General features: G+C 60.4%; 16 protein-coding genes and 1 pseudogene. 6 read left to right on the top strand and 11 right to left on the bottom strand.

All coding sequences use genetic code 11. The annotated features are described in order from the left end of the window. Window positions 1-60 precede the first annotated feature (60 nt). Window positions 61-981, top strand: coding sequence for a UDP-glucuronic acid decarboxylase family protein (locus SKP52_RS11425; RefSeq protein WP_321164076.1), 921 nt, complete (start codon window positions 61-63; stop codon window positions 979-981). Here the strand turns inward: SKP52_RS11425 and SKP52_RS11420 are convergent. Further along, window positions 970-2,064, bottom strand: coding sequence for a glycosyltransferase family 4 protein (locus tag SKP52_RS11420; protein ID WP_039574847.1), 1,095 nt, complete (start codon window positions 2,062-2,064; stop codon window positions 970-972). The genes SKP52_RS11425 and SKP52_RS11420 overlap by 12 nt on opposite strands. After that, window positions 2,061-2,543, bottom strand: a complete 483-nt coding sequence (locus SKP52_RS11415) for a hypothetical protein (protein WP_148309105.1) — start codon at window positions 2,541-2,543, stop codon at window positions 2,061-2,063. Before SKP52_RS11415 ends, SKP52_RS11420 begins: the two co-directional genes overlap by 4 nt. Window positions 2,544-2,595: 52 nt before the next feature. On the opposite strand from SKP52_RS11415, the gene SKP52_RS11410 reads away from it, so the two are divergent. Then, entirely contained in the window at window positions 2,596-3,981 is a 1,386-nt protein-coding gene (locus tag SKP52_RS11410) for a hypothetical protein (RefSeq protein ID WP_039574845.1), read from the top strand. Between the two features lie 6 nt (window positions 3,982-3,987). On the opposite strand, the gene SKP52_RS11405 is transcribed toward SKP52_RS11410, so the two are convergent. From SKP52_RS11405 to xrtV, 3 genes are read right to left on the bottom strand one after another with little or no spacing between them, the layout of a single operon-like run. Continuing rightward, the gene (locus SKP52_RS11405; RefSeq protein ID WP_039574844.1) at window positions 3,988-4,833 is read right to left on the bottom strand and encodes a hypothetical protein; all 846 of its coding nucleotides are present in this window, start codon (window positions 4,831-4,833) and stop codon (window positions 3,988-3,990) included. A gap of 19 nt (window positions 4,834-4,852) precedes the next feature. After that, window positions 4,853-5,551: an exosortase-associated protein EpsI, V-type gene (gene epsI / locus SKP52_RS11400; protein WP_052208142.1), complete on the bottom strand. Its 699-nt coding sequence runs from the start codon at window positions 5,549-5,551 to the stop codon at window positions 4,853-4,855. Continuing rightward, window positions 5,544-6,341 (bottom strand): exosortase V, encoded by a 798-nt coding sequence (gene xrtV, locus SKP52_RS11395; RefSeq protein WP_052208951.1) that lies wholly within the window; start codon window positions 6,339-6,341, stop codon window positions 5,544-5,546. Before xrtV ends, epsI begins: the two co-directional genes overlap by 8 nt. A gap of 301 nt (window positions 6,342-6,642) precedes the next feature. Between xrtV and SKP52_RS26980 the strand changes: the two genes are divergently transcribed. Then, window positions 6,643-7,659 (top strand): cell wall hydrolase, encoded by a 1,017-nt coding sequence (locus SKP52_RS26980; protein WP_081997307.1) that lies wholly within the window; start codon window positions 6,643-6,645, stop codon window positions 7,657-7,659. Window positions 7,660-7,796: 137 nt separating this feature from the next. Here SKP52_RS26980 and SKP52_RS26975 read toward each other — a convergent pair. After that, window positions 7,797-8,090, bottom strand: a pseudogene (locus SKP52_RS26975) (CAP domain-containing protein); the annotation flags it as partial. On the opposite strand from SKP52_RS26975, the gene SKP52_RS26970 reads away from it, so the two are divergent. Continuing rightward, on the top strand, window positions 7,995-8,303 hold the full coding sequence (locus SKP52_RS26970) for a hypothetical protein (protein WP_228383942.1): 309 nt from the start codon (window positions 7,995-7,997) through the stop codon (window positions 8,301-8,303). The pseudogene SKP52_RS26975 and the gene SKP52_RS26970 sit on opposite strands and share 96 nt — an antisense overlap. On the opposite strand, the gene SKP52_RS26965 is transcribed toward SKP52_RS26970, so the two are convergent. Then, window positions 8,300-8,977, bottom strand: a complete 678-nt coding sequence (locus SKP52_RS26965; RefSeq protein WP_228383905.1) for a L,D-transpeptidase family protein — start codon at window positions 8,975-8,977, stop codon at window positions 8,300-8,302. The genes SKP52_RS26970 and SKP52_RS26965 overlap by 4 nt on opposite strands. After that, a complete protein-coding gene (locus SKP52_RS11375) occupies window positions 8,962-9,585 on the bottom strand; it encodes a PEPxxWA-CTERM sorting domain-containing protein (protein ID WP_039574841.1) in 624 nt (207 codons plus the stop codon). The genes SKP52_RS26965 and SKP52_RS11375 overlap by 16 nt, the downstream gene beginning before the upstream one ends. 968 nt (window positions 9,586-10,553) lie before the next feature. Here SKP52_RS11375 and SKP52_RS11370 point away from each other — a divergent pair. Together SKP52_RS11370 and SKP52_RS11365 are read left to right on the top strand one after the other, a co-directional pair. Beyond that, complete coding sequence (locus SKP52_RS11370; protein ID WP_039574840.1) at window positions 10,554-11,132, top strand: PEPxxWA-CTERM sorting domain-containing protein; 579 nt, start codon at window positions 10,554-10,556, stop codon at window positions 11,130-11,132. Window positions 11,133-11,664: 532 nt separating this feature from the next. Further along, the gene (locus tag SKP52_RS11365; protein ID WP_039574838.1) at window positions 11,665-12,348 is read left to right on the top strand and encodes a helix-turn-helix domain-containing protein; all 684 of its coding nucleotides are present in this window, start codon (window positions 11,665-11,667) and stop codon (window positions 12,346-12,348) included. Window positions 12,349-12,504: 156 nt separating this feature from the next. Here SKP52_RS11365 and SKP52_RS11360 read toward each other — a convergent pair whose 3' ends face one another. The 3 genes from SKP52_RS11360 to SKP52_RS11350 form a co-directional block, all read right to left on the bottom strand. After that, window positions 12,505-13,104 carry an FkbM family methyltransferase gene (locus SKP52_RS11360; RefSeq protein ID WP_081997554.1) on the bottom strand — a complete coding sequence of 200 codons (600 nt, stop codon included), beginning with the start codon at window positions 13,102-13,104 and terminating at the stop codon, window positions 12,505-12,507. A gap of 234 nt (window positions 13,105-13,338) precedes the next feature. After that, window positions 13,339-14,337 (bottom strand): acyltransferase family protein, encoded by a 999-nt coding sequence (locus SKP52_RS11355; RefSeq protein WP_052208137.1) that lies wholly within the window; start codon window positions 14,335-14,337, stop codon window positions 13,339-13,341. Window positions 14,338-14,632: 295 nt separating this feature from the next. After that, on the bottom strand, window positions 14,633-15,289 hold the full coding sequence (locus SKP52_RS11350; protein WP_039574834.1) for a PEPxxWA-CTERM sorting domain-containing protein: 657 nt from the start codon (window positions 15,287-15,289) through the stop codon (window positions 14,633-14,635). Window positions 15,290-15,488 lie beyond the last annotated feature (199 nt).

Below are 15,488 nucleotides of genomic sequence, written 5' to 3'. Positions count from 1 at the left end.
GAAACAATCGGGGGTTTGGTATATATGGCGCGCGAGTATTTTTCAGCCCGGAGGGTCCTGGTGACGGGCGGCGCGGGGTTCGTCGGCTCGCATCTCATCGATCGTTTGATCGCCGATGGCGACGAAGTGTTGTGCGTCGACAATCTATTTACAGGTGCGAAAGCCAATATTGCTCATCTGCTTGGCCATCCGCGCTTTGAGTTCCTCCGTCACGACATCTGTTGGCCGCTTTTTGTCGAAGTCGACGCGATTTTCAATCTCGCATGCCCGGCCTCTCCGATTCATTACCAGCACGATCCCGTTCAGACGACGAAAGTGTCGGTGATCGGGTCGATCAACATGCTCGGTCTTGCGAAGCGGATCAAGGTACCGATCCTTCAGGCGTCGACAAGCGAGGTTTATGGCGATCCGACGCAGCACCCGCAGACCGAGAGCTATTGGGGCAATGTCAATCCAATCGGGTTGCGCAGCTGTTACGACGAAGGCAAGCGCTGCGCCGAGACGCTGTTTTTCGACTATCACCGCCAGCATGGCATTGCCATCAAGGTCGCGCGGATTTTCAATACCTATGGACCGCGCATGCACCCCGCTGATGGGCGCGTCGTTTCCAACTTTGTCATGCAGGCACTACGCGGCGAGGATATTACCATTTTCGGTGACGGCTCGCAGACGCGCAGCTTCTGCTACGTCGACGATCTCGTCGAGGGACTGCTGCAGCTCATGAACTCGCGCGACGGGTTCACGGGTCCGGTCAATATCGGGAATCCGGTCGAATTCACGATCCGTGAATTGGCAGAGCTGGTCATTGAAATGACCGGCGCCCGCTCGAAGCTCGTGCAGTTGCCACTGCCTTCGGACGATCCGACGCAGCGCAAGCCCGATATCTCGCTCGCGCGCGCCGAGCTGGGGTGGGAACCTTCGATCGCGCTGCGCGACGGCCTCGTCAAAACGATCGACTATTTTCGACAGCTAGCGAACTGAGGCGCGCTCGGCTAGGAGCCGCGCAATGAAATCGCGATATTGGCCCGCAATGGTCGGCCAGGAAAAGCGCTCAATACCTTCCGGCCGACCTGAGCGCGCGGCGCCTCTAGCGAGACCCTTCTGCACCATCGCGACAAGCGCCGCCTGATTTTCCGTGTCGCACAAATATTCAGCGCCTGCGCCGAGAATCCAGCGCAGGCGGTCGCTATCATGGCCGATGACCGGAAGCCCGCTCGCCCAGGCCTCGATGAAGACGTTCCCGAAGGATTCAAGCAGCGAGAGATGAAGAAACGCGTCGACCGAGCGATAGAGCGCGGGCATTTCGGTCGCCTTGAGGCTGATCCGCTTGAAACGCCCAGGTAGCAGCACGTCCGCGAGCGCCTGGCCTTCGTCACGAAGAGGCCCATCGCCGGCGACGACAAGAAAGGCATCGTCGAGCTGCGCGACCGCCCGAATACCTTCGAGAACGCGCTTGGTCGCAATGAACGCGCTGACCATCAATATGATCGGACGATCCTCGGGGAACCCGAAGCGGGCCCGCTCCGCGGCGCCTGGGTAAAAACGCTCAAGGTCGACGCCGTTCGGGATGAGCGCGCAGTTCCATTTTGCGCGATTTCGTTCGAGATAATCGGGGTTCGTGCAAACAAGGCCGTCGCACCCGAAGCTGCGATATTCGGAATTGGATGCATAGGCGGGCCAATCGCCATTCTGGGTGACGAAAATCTGCAGTGGCTTCCGGGCCGCCGGCCGCCTGAGAGCCCAATGGGTGAATGGGAAGGAACAGGTTATCGCAGCGTCATAGTCTCCGGGCCTATAAGCGCCAAGCAATCCCGGCGCGAAGCTTGCATCTTCCCACGCGGTTTCGCTCCGGAACGGCGGAAAATGCGGAAAGCTTTCGAATGTCTCGCGCCGGATCGATGGCACGTGGCGAAAACGGTACGCGGTATCGGGCCTGTCTTCGCCCGATCCCATGACCGTCACACTCTCGCCGTCGCGAGCGAGGGCATCGGCGACCGAGAGGAGAGCCACCTCGGCGCCGCGATCGTAACTATGGAATCCCGGCAACGCGAATAACAATTTCATCGACTCTTTACTCCTGTGCGCCGGACTTCGCGGAGCGCGCCAACGATCGTGGCTCCGCCCAGCAGCAACCACAGCCAGCCGATGATCAGCAGACCTGCGACGGGTCGGTACAGCACCGCGTCGACGTCATGGAGCGAAATGGTTTCCAAGATGAAAAGCAGGGCGGTGACAAGAGTTGCGGTGGCTGCCGAAGTACGAGCGCGTCCCGCAGGGTCGGTTCGCCGCGCGAGAATGAAAATCGCGCCTAACCCGAGCGCAATCGCAATCAAGACCATCTGAATCGAAGTACGTCCGGAATAATATTCGCCCATGGCGGCGATGGCAGCGTTGTGCAGACCATGTCGCCAGCCGAATACGCATTCGGCGGCATAGCAACCGTTGACGATCGCAAGGAGTGGCCATGGCCGGCATGCCGTAACGAGGCAGACGGCGGATGCCAATCCGAATGATAAAACCCCCGCCCACTGCGTTGCGTCCATGGTCCCTCGCATTTTCGCTTCTATCCACGTCGAAGCGGGTTAAACCCATAGGGTGTTTCTCGTCATATATATAGCTTGGGCAGCGATCGCGCTGGGCCTTTTTCGTACCGTTCGGAGCGACGTCGCGATCTGGCTGGTTTTGATCGGCGGATGGCTCTTTCTCCCGCCGGGCAATTATGCGGCCGTCGGCGACCCGACCATTTTGCCTTACTGGATTATCGGTGGTGGCCTCCCCTCCGACGTCTGGCTGGCCAAAGCGTGGACGGCCCCTTCTATGGCCGCCATTTGCTCGATCATCTTCGATCGCGGTCGATGGGCCAAGCTGCGGTTCGATCCGATCGACATACCTATCCTTTTGTTCTGCCTCTGGCCCGTACCGCAGTCGCTCCTCGTCGGCACATCCGATCCCTCGGGTCTCGCAAGCGCAGCCTATCTCGCAGGGGTATGGGGACTGCCTTGGCTCATCGCCAAACTCTACCTCCGCGACACTGACGACGCACAGCGTTTTGCGGCCGTCTTTGCCTTGCTTTCGCTGGCCTTAGTACCGCTCGCCATTGCCGAAGGCATGACAGGCTGGCGCCTTCATGCCGAGATATTTGGCGCCCATCCTTTCGCGCATGACGGCATCGAACGTTATGCGGGATTTCGGCCCCAGGCGCTATTCGAGCATGGCAATCAATATGGCGTCTGGTGTGCCGGCGCGACGCTCGCCGCGCTCTGGCGGCTTAGCGAAGGTCGCGACAGGATAGGGCATCGGACGCTTTGGCTCGCGGTGACGGCCCTGTTGCTTGGAATGACGCTCGCATCGCAATCGGTCGGAGCAATCCTCATCCTTCTCGTGGCGGCAGCGATGTTGACGGTGCCGGGTGGCTTTGCATTTGCCCGCATACTGTTTCCTGCGCTGGCGGCCGCCATGCTGCTGATCGGCGCGCTCCACATCAGCGGGATTGTTCCACTGCGGACGATCGCCGAAAAGACGGCCGCTGGAGATGCTGCACGCGACATGTTCCGCGCGCTGGGACGGCAATCGCTTCCGTGGCGCGTGGGCCAGGATCTCAAGGCGCTACCGCTGATCCAGCAGACGCTGACGACCGGCAGCGCCCGCTGGGACTGGTTCAGTCCGGCGCGCAGCCGCCCATGGGGTTTTCCGCTTCTCCTTCTCGGACAGTTCGGCCTCGCCGGACTGGCGTTTCTGACGGCGGCGCTTGCGGCGTCATTTTTTCGCTATCTCACACGGGCCGCCCAAGGGAGTTCGCCCGAGCGACTTTACGCCGTCCTGCTGTTCCTGTTCGCCGGAGACGCGCTGCTGAACAGCTTCCTCCTCTATCCAGCGATCCTCACGGCCGGAGCGGCGGCGGGGCGGCGAAGGGCTCGGCTGTCCAGGAACGGCGCAGAGGAACCGCCGAAAAGGGCGCCGGGGAAGGCTCCGGCGCCCTGAGCCCGATTATTTTTTTGCCGCGTCGCCGGAAGATTTGCCCGCCGGCGGAGCGAACCCGGGTTGATATTGAATTTCCGCCGCGGTCCGGCTCTGCTTCAAGCGCTGCTGGAGCGTCTCGGCGAGTTGCTTGTTTCGAATCGCCTGGACCGCCATGGGGCGTGCGTTCGCGGGAGAAACCGGCTCCGCGCGCTCCCCGGTGATGACGCCGACCGTGACGACGCCGTTTTCCGGAATGACGAAGGGCTCGCCGGCGGGCAGCGCCTGGATCTGCTGCAACCGCTGTTGTCCCAGCGCGGCCGAATCGACCTGCGTATTGTCGCGACGAAATTCGATGCCCATCTGCGAGAGACGTGCAGCGACAGCGTCCATCGAATGATCATCTTCGAGCGACTTGAGCTGGTCGACGCTCTTGGGCAGCGCGAACTGGATACGGTCGATCATGAGGACCTTCCGGCTGCCGAATACCGCCGGATTGTCCGCGATATATTTGTCGATTTCCTGCTGGCCCGGCACTTTCAGCGCACGTTCGGCGCGTTGGCCCATCAGCTGAACGAGGAGCGCATCGCGCAACTGGCGTTCGCGCAGAAGATAGTCGGGTGTCTTGTCGAGTTCGTCGTCACGCGCTGCCTGCGCGAGGAGGCGCCGCTCGACGATCCTCTGGAGGGCGGCCTGCTGGACGACCTTCTTGTCGACGCCATCGGGTATCGGGGTGCTGCCCAGTTCGGCGTTGATTTCCTGCAGCGTAATTTCCTCGCCATTGACCACCGCGGCGACCTGGCCGGTCGCTTCCTTGCCACATGCCGCAAGCGATAGTGCGGTCAGTGCAAGTGCGAAGCTGATTTTGCGGTCCATTATCTTGTCCTCCTGAATCTTATCCGAGCAGCAAGCGCTGCATTTTCGGGTTCGTGCTTTCGATAAATTGCCGGGAGAAATCGGTCAGCAGCGGTTGCGCCTCGCGCTGGTCAATACCGAGCGCCGATACACGCATCATCATTCCGTCGGGAATGTCTCCCGCCAGATTGGCGCGGATCACCGCAGCGCGTTGCTCGCTCCACTTGCGCGGGAAGGCGGCACCGAGCCGCGTGAAATAAGCGACCTGCTCGATGCGATTGGGCGCTGTTGCCGTGAAAATATTTGCCGGAACCGCCCGGCCGCTTGCCGCGAGCGTGATGTCGCGCGTGTCGCTGAGAACGAAGCCGCCAACCGGGTAGCAAAATTCGGGGCGATGGACCTGCAGGACACCGTCCTGCGCATTGTTGTAGGCCAACAGCAGCATGACCGGTGGACGGTCGGGCGCGACGAACACCCGCGTCACGAGATTATCGTATAGCCGGTCCCGCAACGTGTCGGGGGGCGGCAGCACGACCCCACTTTGCGATACCGTTTTCCACGGACCGAATTGCTCGGGCACCCATTTGTTGAACTGCTTTTCGGGAACCACCGGATTGGCCACCGCGGGCTGGCGCACAAATGCGAAGGCCGATGCGCCGGCGAGGACGGCCCCGAGGAGCATGTTGCGTCGCGACAGATCGCGGCCGGCTGGCCCCTGCTTGCTTATTGCTTCAGTCATGCGCCGCATCCCGTCCGGTCTTTTCGATATATCGATCCCATAGCGGCTTCAGCAATATGTCGAGCGCGAAGATCGTGACCAGCGCGATGCCGAACATCAATATGCCCGCGAAATTGTGCAGGAAACCCTGCGCGGCGGCTTCGCCGGCATGATAGGTCAGAAGGATAAGGATAAGCACACGGAAGAAGTTCGCAACGAGCGCCACGGGCACAATCAAAAGCACCAGCAGCAGTGCGTATCGCCAATGCGCCTGATGCCGCATGTAGATATAGAAGAGAGAGATCGCCGAGAGCGAAATGATCGAATTGATCCCCGAACAGGCGGCCGCCACCAGCAACTCGTACTGCCCGATGTAAATCCGGACGCCTTCGCCTCCGATCGGATAGCCAAACAGGTCGAGGAACCAGATTGCGGCTTCGGAAAGCCATATCTTCATCGGAACGGTTATGAAGGCAACGACGGTCTCCGGCGGGGGGAAGATGAAGGCGAGATAGAAAAGCGGGAACCAGAGGCGCTTCATCGCCTCGATCCCGACAAGACTGTAAAGCACCACCAGCATGATGGCATACATCAAATAGCCTTCGATCTCGACGATCTGCGTGATCCGAGTGAAGATTTGCAGCGGCACCAGAAGCGCAAGCAGCATCCATACCGTGCCCGAGGGCGCCGGTGCGGCAAATTCGGAAATTTCCTTCCATCGGCGGTAGAGGAGCCAAAGACCGGTCACGAGAACGATCGGGCCATGCGCGCCTTCTTCGCCGGTCCACGACTGACGAACGACAAATATCATGGTCGGGACGCAGAAAATCAAAAGGCCGATCGCGAGCACGATCGAGCCAATCGAAACTTTTCGCGCAGAGGGGCCGGGAAGTCTCGCGGCAATTTTGGAATTGGCGGCAGTGGCCATTATTTACCCGATGACTTGAGGATGACAGTCCGAATAAAGCAAATAGCCGTGTCTGCCAACGCTTCAGTCCGTCCGAACCGTATCGCCGCGGGACAGTTGTCGCAAGCGGCGGGGCGGGCGGCTATGGACCGGCGTCCTGCTTTGACATAGCAGTCCGAACCTCGATTATGAAAAAAAGCAGCAGATGATGGACCAGGTGGAAAAGACCCGTCGGCGAACGCGCAGCCGGATTCTCGCTGGCGCTATGATCCTGCTCGTCGTGTCCAGCCTCGCGGGCATGGGCTACTGGCTGTTCATGCATGGTCTGGGACAGGGACGATTGTCGCCAGAAGATATCGGCAAGCGGGCCGCGGTCGCCGCCGCCAGGAAGCCGCCCGAACCCGTTCCGCAGATGTACAAACCGCTGACCCCCGACGACGCGCTTGCCGAAAATGCGACCTTGCCCTTCTCGACGGCGCCGGTCGAGCGCGCCCCGCCGCTTGTCGTGCCGCTCAATGCGTCGGCCTTCGTCGGCCGTCGCTCGGCGATGGATTGCCTGACCGCAGCGATCTATTATGAGGCGGCGCAAGAATCCGAGACCGGGAAGCGGGGCGTCGCGCAGGTTATCCTGAACCGGGCGCGCCATCCCGCTTTTCCGAACAGTATTTGCGGCGTCGTCTACCAGGGATCGGAACGCAAGACCGGCTGCCAGTTCACCTTCACCTGCGATGGGAGCCTTGCGAGAAAGCCGTCACGCGCCGGCTGGGATGCGGCACGGCGCGTCGCCGTGGCCGCCTTGTCGGGCTATGTCGAACCGAGCGTCGGCATGGCAACGCATTATCATGCCGATTATGTGGTACCGTACTGGGCTTCGTCGCTCGCCAAAATCGCCAAGCTCGACCACCATATTTTTTACCGCTGGTCGGGCGGGTGGGGGCGCCGCGCCGCGTTTAATCAGTCGGTCAGCCAGGAGCAGTTGCTCGCCGACCAGCCGCAAATCGTCGGCATGACCGACTTGGAAATGATTCCCCAAGCAGCCACCGCGGACGTCGTCGCTTTGCCGCCGTCGTCGCGGATTATCGCCGACGAGGTGGCCGGCGCACTGGCGAAGCGCGATTCGTCGGCGCTCCCACGCGATGCGATCGTACCTTCGATCAAGGCCGACGAAGCGCCGGCAAAGCCCGCCGCCGACATGGCCAAGGGGGCCCTGAGAATCGACTGACCGGCTTCGGGTGCGGCGAACGCTTCCTGCCAGGGACGTCCAAATGGATCGCGGCCCTTCACATTGCCCGGCTCGCTATAGCGGCAAACCAATATCTCATCGCCGCCATTCTGGCTGAGGCCGCACCCAACCTCGCCCGACCGCCCCCAGATCAGCTGAGTGTAATGCGAGACGTCCTGCGGCCGGCCCGTTCGGCTGTTCGCGGGGAAGACGCCGGGGACGAAATCCTTTTTTTCGGCGATCCAGAGATCGACCATCGATTCCGGACGGAAGGCGCCGGACGTCCCGCCCCAGATATTCTCGCCTTCGAGCGGTCGACCGGGAATATTAGGCGAATGTTCGAAGCGTCCGGTCGCCGCCAGATGGTCAGCCCAGGCCTGCGCGCCCTGGGCCAGCTCGTCGTTCCAGCGAAGGGACGGGACGCCAACCAGCGCGCGTTCGCGATTGTGGCTGTCGAGGAGGCGGTCGTTGAGGCCGCCAAGCCGTGGCTGGGCTCCGGTAAGCAGCGTCGCCGCTGCTGCGAGAAAAGCGAGCTTGCCCGCCATTTTGATGAGCCGTTGCATACCAAACCCCTAAGACGCACGGGAACGGTAGCTCCGGGCGCCCTAAGGCAAGGTGGCACAATATGGTTAACTGTCGGTTAGGAACCGGCCGACTGCGAATTTGCGGCTATCGCTTTGGTCTCCGATCGTACGATGCGGACCTCGTCTCCGGTCTTTGCTGCTTCAAAAACGAGTCGTGCAAATTGCACGGGCAGACCGATACAGCCGTGCGTGGCGCGGCGGCTCGACATCGGGCTCCCATGCAGGGCGACGCCCGAATTGGTAATGAACATCGAATAGGGCATTGGCGCGTCATAGGCGCGCGAGTGATAATCGCGGTGCTTTGAAAGGATCGGGAAACGGCCGACTGGTGACTGCATCGTTTCGGCGCCGTAGACGATCACGGACGCACCGATTTCGTGGCCACCGCGAAACACCGAGATAAGCTGGGTGCGCAAGTCGACCCAGATCGTCAGCTTGCCTGGCGGGACGCCATCGTCGTGCCACTTATATTCGCCATGCCGCATCTTGCCGTCGGTCTTCAGAAGCGATTTTGTTCCCGCCGGGAGAATGCCGTCCCGTGTGGCCGTATCGAGCTCGGCCGGCGTGAGATAGTCCCGGGCGCCGTCGGCGGACACCGCATCTTGCGCGCGCTCGCCGTCTGCTACGCGCGCCGACTCCCCGGTCGGTGCCGCGGCGATGATATCATTTCCAAGGTAGACGCCAATGATTGCTGCAACGGCAATCAGAAGGGCCCCGATCAGGCCGGCTCGCATCGTGCGACGCCGGGTGCTCCTTCGGTCGTGAGCTTCCGCCGACGACGGAGAGCGGCGGCGCAAAGCCCGAAACCCATGAGCATCATCGCCCAGGTTGCTGGCTCGGGCACGGCAGCGACCGGCGTGTCCACTCCAGGGGTTGTCGGATCGCCGGGGTCACCGGGGCCCGCCGTCGTGCCCGGAGGAACGACCGTGCCGATACCGCCGGGAACGCCGAGCGACGGTCCGCCGATGATCGCGCTGGACGGGGTGCCGACGTCGCCGAGCGGCAACAGGCCCGATGGAATTGGATCGGACAAGGCCACCGGACCGGGAGGCACCTGTGTAATTTCTTTGATCGACTCTTCGGGAGGCGTATCGAAAATCTTGCCCAGCGCGCGCTGCTCAGGTCCGCCGTCATTGATGCGGCGGCCAAACAGCCGGTCGGCCAGTGAGCGATCCTTGCGCGCCTTGCCCTTGAGTAGGTCGGTCTCGCTACGCTCGCCGGGCGAACGCCCGACGAACCGGCTGAGCGCATCGGTGGTCTGGGCGTAGAGGCTTCCCCCGTCGCCATTGAACGCGGGAATGGTCATCGACATGGTCGCGAGCAAGAGCAGAGCGATAGCCATCGCCCCTAAGCGCATCGTCGAGCCGAAAAAGTTTCTGATCCCAGTCACCTCATCGGGCTAGCCCAATTATTACAGAGAGTGAAGATTTTTGTTTGCGCGGCGTGGCTCTGTGTCCCGCTGAGAAACAGGTCCAAGCGCCGCCACCTTCGCGCGAATGCACTGCGAAAATCCGTGGGCCTGTCGAGAGTTTCCAGAAAAAAAACTACTATATAACAATGTAATATACGGCCATTTGTGGAATTGGCGTTGCGAGGCGGCGATTAGCTTGACGCAAGCTTAAGGGTGTTTTGAGGTCGATCATACCGCTTGCGCACGGCAAATCTGACCGCGAAATCGTGTTATGTATTTACCTAATAAATTCATATCTGGCCTTGCTCCGATGAGCCCGCGAACTGCAAAAAAGCCCGAAAAGCCGGGCGCGACTCGCTTCAAGCCAAAAAGGCGACAGAAAGTCGTCGGGAGCTCGATCCGGTCGCGGCTGGCGCCAGCCGGCGATTTTCGCTTTTATTGTACCAAAATAGGACGTTCGTGCCCATGCGTCTTGCAGGCCCGATCTGCATTTGTCGCGCTGAACCCGGAAAGGGCTGCTTGGGCGGAGCCGGTGTTTGTTCGCCGGTGATGTGGCGAGCCTATTAGCGGCGAAACCCGCGCTGATGCGCCATGCTCCAGCTTTAGTGAGGTGTGTTACAAGCTGTTACATTTGTTGGTTCGGCGGGAGGGGAATCCGGAGATTTTCGACGCCGGTGTCGATCGAAATCCGGTGTGAAGGGATTGGAATCTCGCCGATTGTTTACGTTGGAGACGCTTTTGGGGCCCGTCAGGCCGCGATTCTTTAGGTTGACCGGCGACTGTGGAAAAGTTAGGCGAATGTAAATATTCTTGCGGTCCGTGATGGGGATTTCGGGCCATATGCTGTGAATATTGCCGCTTAATTCGCAAGCGATCATTTTGAACCGGGGGCTATAATCATGAAGAAGCAGTTCTTACTCCTTACCGTGCTGCCGATCGCGCTGGCGGCCTCCACGGCGAGCGCGACGGTGCTGGTCAACGAGACCAACACGCCGAACGCGGGCACCAACTACAGCTTCAACATCTTCGCCGGCACCGCGAATACGAGCCTGTCCTTTGCCGGATATCAAGTGCCGTCCTTTTCCAACGTCACCGCAATCAGCCTGAGCGCCCTCGGCAGCTCGACCAATCTGTTGGCGCAGACCTGGACGTTTGCGCCCGCGGGCTGCGGCAGCCTTGCCGGCCAGGGTGGCGACGGGCAGGGTACCGGTACCAACGGCCTCAGCTTCGGCGGCGTGTGCGCCGGTTCTTACGATACGTTCGCCCAGAATTTCGCCAGCGTCGTGGGGCAGCAATATGTGCTGAACTTCCGTTACAACAACGACACTGGTCCGAGCGGCTTTCGCGTCGAAACCAGCGCTGCTTTGGTGAACGCGGTTCCTGAGCCGGCAACCTGGCTCCTCATGTTCCTCGGCTTTGGCGCAGTTGGTGCTGGCATGCGCCAGCGTAAATCGACGGTTCGCGTCCGGTTCGCCTGAATTCCTATAAATCCTTGCAGAATGCCGCGTTGGAAACCACGCGGCATTTTGCTTTTTGGCTCCTGGAAGAAAAGGTCTGGTACGGAATTCGCTCGTTTACGACGCGTGGATAGCAGAGCGTCGACCGTAAAGAGCGGCCGTCGCGCGCCCGCTGAATTCCGGCGTTCCGACACTAGTGCGGCGATTCCGCTCTGGGTCGGAAAGATAGGTTCTTGTCGATACGGTCTGCCGCTCTATTCGGCTCCGCGTGCAATCGGCACGCTTGGCCTCAACATCGACGGCACGGGTTCGCCATGCGGTGCCGGTGGTCTGGCTGTCCGGAACAGGCGGCGGAGCCCAACATACGCTTTTGCTGGGTTAAAGGGTTCGGTCGTTAGGAAATTGCGGCGCATGACGTCTCGATGAGATGCACTGCGGGTGTGCTGGACACGGGATTTTCCTAGCAGTAAAGCGCCACTCCATCATCGGTCCAGGTCAGTTTTTACTGCCTTTCGATAAGTTAATATTAACACTGTGCGACGACTAAGAGGCAATGGTTATCTCGGCATATCTTCAGTCGACGGCTCCGGGCGCAGGCAAGAGGCGCACGGAACGCAGGAAATTGCACCTCGAAGTTCAGGGCGCTCACGCATCCGACGCCAGCATTGTCGTCAAGATCCACAATATCTCGCTGACCGGCATGCTCATCGAATGCGAGGCGCAGCTTGCGATCGATGACCTGATCGATGTCGATCTGCCGCACGCCGGATCGGTTGCAACGCGCCTGATTTGGGCAAGCGAAAAGCTGTTCGGCTGTCAGTTTGAAACCCCCATTTCTCCGGCAGCCCTGAGCGCGGCCCAGTTGCAGAGCGCGGCGAACACGCAAGAAGCCGAGGAGCTTTTTCTGCCTCAAGCTCCGGTCGAGGGTGAGGCTGCGGATTTGCGTTTTGGGGCTAACCTGAAACGGTTGCGGATCGCGAGGGGGCTCAGTCAGGCGACCGTTGCCGAGCAAATGGGCGTAAGCGCTCCGTCGATTTCCGGCTGGGAAAGCGGCCGTGCCCGCCCGAAACATGATCGCATGGGGGTGCTCGCCGACTTGCTTGGCGTGCCCGTGTCGCAGCTATTGGTCGATGCTTCGTCGAGTGCGTCCGCCGAGCTGATCAGCCAGGGCCGCGAGCGAATTGCCCGCGGAACGGGCGTGAGTCCCGATCGAGTTCGGATTTTCATCGAGGTCTGACAGACTCCCCCCGTTGAAGCCCTGCGCAATGGGATGATTACGGAACTAAGAGGTCGGATCGAATGCAGAGGCCTTCGCTGAGCTGACCTCTTCAATCCACGTTCTTTCGAGCCCGCACTTGAGCAGAGCTCACCCGCCGCGGCGATGATCGGGAATTCAGAAATGGAATTGCTTCGCGCGCAGCGTGGAATTCGTGCGCACGAAAAGGACATCGGTCTGAACCAGGTCGACGCCATTGGGGCGGATAAAGCCCGCAAAATCGAAGGGTGAAAATCCCCATTCTTCCATTTGGACGAGAACTTGGGTCATCTGCGGTGCGCCTGCATTATAAGGGAGCAGCGCTGTCTCTAGTTGCACCACTTCGCAGCGCGCCAGCGTTTTCTGACCGGCGGTCAGGACATCGAGCTCGGAACCTTGCACATCTATCTTGAGGAACAATGCGGTCCCTGAACCATCGATGACATCGTCGAGCGTTCGTGTCGTCATGACCCTTTCTTGCCGGGCGACATTGCTGTTTTCCGGTCGGGTCGACGATCCGGTCTCCATTTCGTAAAAGGTCACGGATGTGCCGCCGACCGACCCCAAGAGCGCGGACACGAGGCTTGTATCCGATATTTCGCGACAAACTGCATCGAGTATCGGTCTTTTGCCATCTTGCGCCTCGATCATGGTGACGGGAACTTTGTCGAATACGCTGCGCACCAACCGCGTCCACGATCCCTCGTAAGCGCCGACGTCGATGATGCGGTCGGGCATGAAGCCCTTCGTTTTCAGCCGCTGGTAGGCGGCGATCTCTGGCGACACGGGCTCCGCAATACCCAGCAATCGCTTTATCTGACTACGCATGCAGCGGCACTCCAATGGGATTTAAATTCTGGCGGGCGATCGGATCGACGGCGGATGGCCTTAGTTGCGCGGCTGCCAGGCCAAGCCGACGCCCGTCAAAATCTGTGTCTTCAGGCCTACCCGGGGTACTGCCATCGTCGATCATTAGCGAGGCTCGACGATCTGTTTTGTCGAAACCGGGGCGTTCGCCACATTGCTGCCGGGCGGAATTGGTTCAGGCGTACGCTTCGTCAAACGCCGGCCCAAAGAATTCCAGCGCCGCTCATAATGGAACGTGGACATATGCGCGCACGCGATGGTAACCGCAAGCAGCAGAGGGCGTTTGGCGTATTTTACGAGCGTATCGCCCGCACCGAGCCAAGTGTGCGCGAATATTCCGTGGAAAACATAAAGGGCGTAAGATGTCCGGGCGACGTAGGTGACGATGCGCCACTCACAGAGCCGACGCAGCCAGCCGGGCGCATTGTAGAGTGAGGCACCGATCATGAGAGCCGAAAGATACGGCCGCAGATACGGCAGGAAACCGGTCCGCATGTCGCCGCTGGCAAAGACGAGCGGCAGAAGCAGAAAGAGACTTGGCATCGAAACGAGCTTTCGGGCTCGTTCGCCAAGCCATCCCTCATAGATGAGCGCGAGCGTGGCCCCGGCGAGTATCTCGTCGGCCCGGAACCATGACACGATCGTAACGGGTTGATCCCAGTATATGCGCGCGCAGGTGATTGCGAGGCAGGCCAGCGGGACGACCATCAACGCGCGCTTGCCGCCTACCGCGACGAGTAGGGCGATCGACAGATAGAACTGGACCTCGAGGCAGAGACTCCAGAAATGCGCTCCGGGCGCGACAAGCGACGACGGCGGGATGTTTGCCACGAAAAGGAGGTTCCCGGCGACCTGCCCGGCGGTGGCACCGCCCGCGACAGCGAAAGCAATCAGCATTCCGAGCCATCCCAGAGGAACGATGCGCAGAAGCCGGCGGATCAGAAAGCGCCGGATATTGCCGTCCTCGATCAGGAATCGCGTGATCAAAAAGCCTGAAAGGGTGAAAAACATCACCATCCCGGTAGCGGCGACCGGGGCGTTGAGTTGCCATCCGCTAGGGCCGATGGGGAACAGGTGACCCGCGAGAACAAGCATGATGCTCATCGCTCGCCATCCGTCGAGCAGCGGCAAATGTTTCAGCGGCGCCCGCTCCCCTCCCGCAGATAACAGCATCAAGGCTTCCCAGACTGACGGATGGTGCGAATGCTAGGCAGTTTTGATCGACTGTCTAGCGCGTTCATATTCGGCTTGCTCAAGGCTTTGGCTTCGATCGCCCCTTCGTATCGAGCTGGCAGGCCGGGCTGCCGATCGCCGAACCGGTCTTGGCTCCCGGACGGCTTGGTTCGACAGGCAGCAAAACGCCGCCGGAAATGGCGGCGGCGTTCGGCATATCGATCGTTCAGGCGAAAGCAGGCACCGCGTTGCGGCGGCGCCTTGTCGTGCGGAGGGCATAGCCTACGAAACCGAACCCCAGAAGCATCATCGCCCAAGTCGACGGTTCGGGCACTGCCCCGACCGGCGGCGCGGTCGACGGGGTATAAGCGGTCTGGCCAGTGAGGCTGCCGTTACCGATGTTCGTATAGCCATTGATGTAGGGCTGGCCGAACGGATCGGCTTCCGACCGAACGGTGAGCGTGCCGCCGTTCAGGTTGAACAGGTAATTGGCTCCCTCGAAGGCAAACGTCGTATTGAAGACGAACCCGTTAAATTGGCCATTATTGTATTGAATCATCGCCAGCGGATCGTCGGCAAGCGTGAATACATAAGAACCAAAGTCGAACTTGAATGCATCAGCAGCTGAAATCGCGGCAATGTCTGGATAGCTGTTGATCATCACGTTCACGAACCCGGTGCCGGCGGCGGGAACAAGATTATTGTCGTAGACGAAGCTTCCGCTGAACGGATCGCTCGGGAAATAGGGGTTGAGCAAGGGATCGCGCACATTCGCGTCGCCGCCAAAAATGCCTGACGAGAAGTTGGCCTGAGTGTAAGTGTCCGCCTGAGCTGGAGCTGCGAACAGCATCACAAGCAAGGCGGCAGCAAATGCGCGGATCATGAATTTTCCCCCGTAATAAAATTAGGCCCTCGCATCCGCGAACGGATCGAGGGCAACGCAAGGTAAACGTGCCAGTAACGGACTGGGAACGCAAACGACCATTCCGGGTTTGTGTCCCGCTATGAGACGAAATTCGACTGTCTTATGGCGCGGCTGAGCTTGTGGACGGGGCGACTGGGATAACTCTTTGGTGTTTGAG

This window comes from Sphingopyxis fribergensis, from assembly GCF_000803645.1.
Lineage (GTDB): Bacteria > Pseudomonadota > Alphaproteobacteria > Sphingomonadales > Sphingomonadaceae > Sphingopyxis > Sphingopyxis fribergensis.
The sequence above is the reverse complement of the archived record's forward strand: the minus strand, read 5'-3'. Positions and strand labels throughout refer to the sequence as shown.